General features: G+C 39.9%; 5 protein-coding genes. All 5 read right to left on the reverse strand.

Annotated features, from left to right (window positions below):
* Positions 1-978 (reverse strand): putative glycoside hydrolase (locus tag RDQ32_RS10805; RefSeq protein ID WP_308580491.1); only part of this gene is annotated, 978 nt, incomplete at its 3' end.
* A 423-nt stretch (positions 979-1401) separates the two neighbouring features.
* Positions 1402-2613, reverse strand: a complete 1212-nt coding sequence (locus tag RDQ32_RS10810; protein WP_308580493.1) for an FprA family A-type flavoprotein — start codon at positions 2611-2613, stop codon at positions 1402-1404.
* Between the two features lie 3 nt (positions 2614-2616).
* Positions 2617-2781: a rubredoxin gene (gene rd, locus RDQ32_RS10815; RefSeq protein WP_183684051.1), complete on the reverse strand. Its 165-nt coding sequence runs from the start codon at positions 2779-2781 to the stop codon at positions 2617-2619.
* A gap of 233 nt (positions 2782-3014) precedes the next feature.
* Positions 3015-3197, reverse strand: a complete 183-nt coding sequence (gene rpmF / locus RDQ32_RS10820) for a 50S ribosomal protein L32 (protein WP_007156060.1) — start codon at positions 3195-3197, stop codon at positions 3015-3017.
* 144 nt (positions 3198-3341) lie between these two features.
* Positions 3342-4284: acetate kinase (locus tag RDQ32_RS10825; RefSeq protein WP_308580495.1), on the reverse strand; the 943-nt coding region annotated here is incomplete at its 5' end.

The raw sequence follows: 4284 nt of genomic DNA on the forward strand, positions 1-4284 counted from the left end.
TATACCGAAATTTCCGTCTCCATAGTGAGAGGGATAAATCATAGGACACATATAGTCCACGGAAGCAGCCATATCCGAATAATCCTGTCCAACAGCAGTACTGTCCACATAGGAACCTATAATGGTTCCAAAAACATCCGTAGAAAAAAAGACCTGTTTATTCGCTAAACGATCTGACATATACTGTACAAATTCTGTAATAATTTGGGTTTTATTGGTCTCTGCTTCTTCCGGGTACTGCACTTCCTTCATACCCTTCTCTGTACAAAATCGAACGTAATCCAACTGAATTTCATCAAATCCGTCATCAGCACAACGTTCCGCCACAGAAGCAATATAATCCCAATAATCTTTTTTATAAGGATTAATCCAGGTCATCCCGCTATTATCTTTAAATAAGCTTCCATCCGCCTTCTGATTCATCCATTCCGGATGAACTTCTCCCATGGCAGGGTCGCGAAAACAAACTAAACGGGCAATTAAATACAGTCCCTGTTCATGGCATTTTTTAAGCAATGCCGGTAAGTCTTTGACGATATTCGTCGTATTGTAGAACTCCTGCTGTCCGCCATTATTCATCTGGTATACGATTTGTCCGTTATCATTTTTAATATCAATGACTAAAGCATTCAGCTCAGTATCCTTCATTTTCGATAAGATATCCTCCATTTTCGGAGAACCGGCGGTAAGGTCTGTAATATAAATTCCCTTTACCTTTACCCTGTCCTTCTGAATATCTTTTTTCTTCCAAATCAAGGCCTCTTTTGCTTTCTCCTCCTCTTCCGCCTTTTCCTTAGCCAACAAGCTTTCCTGTGCCAGGGATTCTTCATACAAAGATTCCGCTTGTAATTCAGATTCGTACTGTTTCAGCTCCGGGGTTTTGTTTACATTGTACTGTAAAGGCTCCGGAGTCTTACAGGAACTTAATAAGCTGAAGGTAAGAAGAAAAAGGAAAAGAAAAGAAATATATTTTCTCATAATCCTCCCACTTTTTGCCTAAAACATAGGATAATTATAACACTTTACCCCTATATTACAAGAAAAATTGGGATTGGATGATTTTTCCGCTATTGGATAAGTCTGAAATTCTCTCGAAGATATTCCTTAAATAAAAAAAGTTTTAAAAATCAAAATAATTTTCTAATCAATATAGGCCTGAAACGAGGCACGCTCTCGCTAGCTTCGCCACGAAGCGGATACTAAGCGAAAAACTGCGTTTCTCTTGTTTTTCGCAAGTACCGTCGGGCTCAGACTGCCTCGTATTCAGACCTATATTGCCGAAAATTGCTTTTTTGATTTTAAAACCCTTTTTTCCGTGTTAAAGCTTAATGAATACACTCCGGAAACAGATGATATATCAGGCTTTTCCGATTCATCAGAAAACTCGGTATTGTGCAAGCTTTATTCTTTTCCCAATACGGAATCAGCTACTTCATCAGCCAATTTCTCTAAAGCGCTGCGATCCACGGATGCGGACTTTACAGTAAGAATGTCGCCGATATAGCTCATATTTTTCATCTCATCAAAGGCTTTCTTCATCAGCTTACCGCTTTGAGGAGCCCAGCTTCCATTTTCCAAAATAGCAATCTTTCGATTCTGCACATTCAGATTCTTCATGTCGGTAATGAGATTTTCCATCTTTGGAAATAGGTTATTGTTATAGGTTGTTCCCGCAAATACCAGATGACTGGCACGGAAACATTCTGCAATGCAATAGGATACATCCGTCTTGGATACATCGTAGGCTTTGATATTCTTAACACCGCGAATACCAAGCTCTAATGCAAAATGATCTACGACGGTTTCTGTATTGCCATAAACGGAATTATACAGAATCACCACTGCCTTCTCTTCCGGAAGATAACGGGACCATTTGTCATATTTATCAATGATAAAGGAAAGATCTTCCGTCCAAATCGGTCCGTGCAAAGGACAAAGCATCTCTACTTCCAGACTTAAAGCCTTCTTTAAAGCTGCCTGGGTTTGAGGACCGTACTTTCCAACAATGTTGGAATAATATCGTCTGGCATCATCCAGAAAATCCTTATCCTTATATCTTTGCTCGTGAGCAAGGATATTACCGTTGTTACAACCGAAAACGCCAAAAGCATCTGCAGAGAACAAGGTCTTATCCGTCATATCATAGGTAAACATAACCTCCGGCCAGTGTACCATAGGTGCAAAGACAAACTTAAGGGTATGTCTTCCTACAGAAAACTCATCGCCTTCCTTTACCTCTACCTTTCTGTCTGCAGGAATAGTCATCTGATAAAACTGGTCCAGCATTTGAAAAGTTTTAGCATTGGAAATAATGGAAAGCTTTGGATATTTTTCGTACAAGTCTTGAATGCTCCCGCAATGATCCGGCTCCATATGATTGATTACCAGATAATCCAAGGTCTTCCCTGCTAAAGCAAACTCGATATTCTCAATAAAATGACGAGAAACTGTCTGATCGCAGGTATCCAACAAAACGGTCTTTTCATCCAGTAAAAGATAAGAATTATAGCTTACCCCTCTGTCCAAGGGAAACAAATTCTCGAACAGGTGCAGTCTTCTATCTTCTACGCCAACATATACTAAATCGTCTCTAAGTTTTCTGCATGAATACATCTTTTACTCCTCTGATGGCTCGAACTGATCCTTTCCTACACCGCATAAGGGGCAAAGAAAATCTTCAGGAACGTCTTCCCAAGCTGTTCCTGCTGCAACATTTGCACTTTCCTCTCCTACTTCAGGATCATAGATATAACCGCATACTGTACATACATATTTCTTCATGATATTCTCTCCTTTTTCTTTAAACTTAAGTGTTGAGCTTATGCTCGAAAGGTAGTTTATCATTAGATTGTGCACAAGTCTAGTAATTTTAGGAATTATTTTTGTTTTTCCCTAAAAACAGAAAAGAGAGCTCGAACCTTTCTACTATTTCTATACGAAAGTACCATAAATTCAGTTGTTACAGGACTGTAAGCCATAAGAAAAGGAGCTTCTCATGAAGCTCCTTTTAACTCTTAGTCCTCTACAGTAATAATCTCGCGCTTATTATAAGAACCACAAGCCTTACAAACTCTGTGAGGCATAACCAATGCACCACACTTAGAGCACTTTACAAGGTTTGTTGCACCCATCTTCCAATTTGCTCTTCTGCTATCTCTGCGGGCTTTGGATGATTTATTCTTTGGACAAATAGACATATTTACACCTCCTGTCTTAACCGAGTTTGAATCGGTGAATTTGGGCTATGCTTTACATTAGAAAAACACACTCGTGTAAAGATACACTAGTTTTCCATAAAATGCAAGCAAAATCTAAAGGAAAGCGAAAAAAATATGCCTAATTTAAGCTTCAATCAAACGCTTTGTATCTCTTGCGATAGCCAACTCTTCATTGGTAGGAATCAAGAAAATCTTAACCTTGGAATCATCAGTGGAAATTAAACGCTCTTTTCCGCGAACATTGTTTCTTTCCGGATCAATCTTAGCACCAAGATAAGAGAAATACTCATCAATAACAATCTGTCTTGTTACCTTATCATTCTCTCCCACACCTGCTGTAAAGGAAATGGCATCCACACCGTTCATAGCTGCTACATAAGAACCGATATACTTGGCAACTCTGTAACGAAATGCATCAAGAGCTACTTTTGCCATGTGATTTCCTTCTTCAGCGGCATTCTCAATGTCACGGAAATCGGAAGAAATACCGGTCATTCCCAATACACCGGACTTCTTATTCAAAATATTTAAAACTTCATCAACAGTTTTATTCTCGTGGTTGGCAATAAACTGGATTACTCCTCCATCGATATCTCCGGAACGGGTACCCATAATCAGACCTTCCAACGGGGTAAGTCCCATGGAAGTATCTACAGCCTTGCCGCCGATAGATGCGGAGATGGAAGCACCGTTACCTAAATGACATACGATAACCTTTGCCTTCTCCGGATCCAAACCGCCGAAACGAATGGTTTCCTGAGAAACGTAGGCATGGCTGGTACCATGGAAGCCGTAACGACGAATCGCGTACTTATCATAGTATTCCTTAGGAATAGCATAGTAATATGCCTTCTCCGGAAGGGTCATACCGAAGGTAGTATCGAAAACCGCTACATTCTTCTTACCGGGAACAACTTTTTCACAAGCCTCAATTCCCATTAAGTTTGCCGGGTTATGTAAGGGGCCTAAGTCAAAGCACTCCCGGATAACTTTCTTTACTTCATCATTTACAATAATACTTTCCGTGAAACGATTGGAGCCATGCAGTACACGATGTCCGATTGCA

The sequence above is a fragment of the uncultured Oribacterium sp. genome (assembly GCF_902481605.1).
In the GTDB taxonomy this organism is placed as follows: domain Bacteria; phylum Bacillota; class Clostridia; order Lachnospirales; family Lachnospiraceae; genus Oribacterium; species Oribacterium sinus.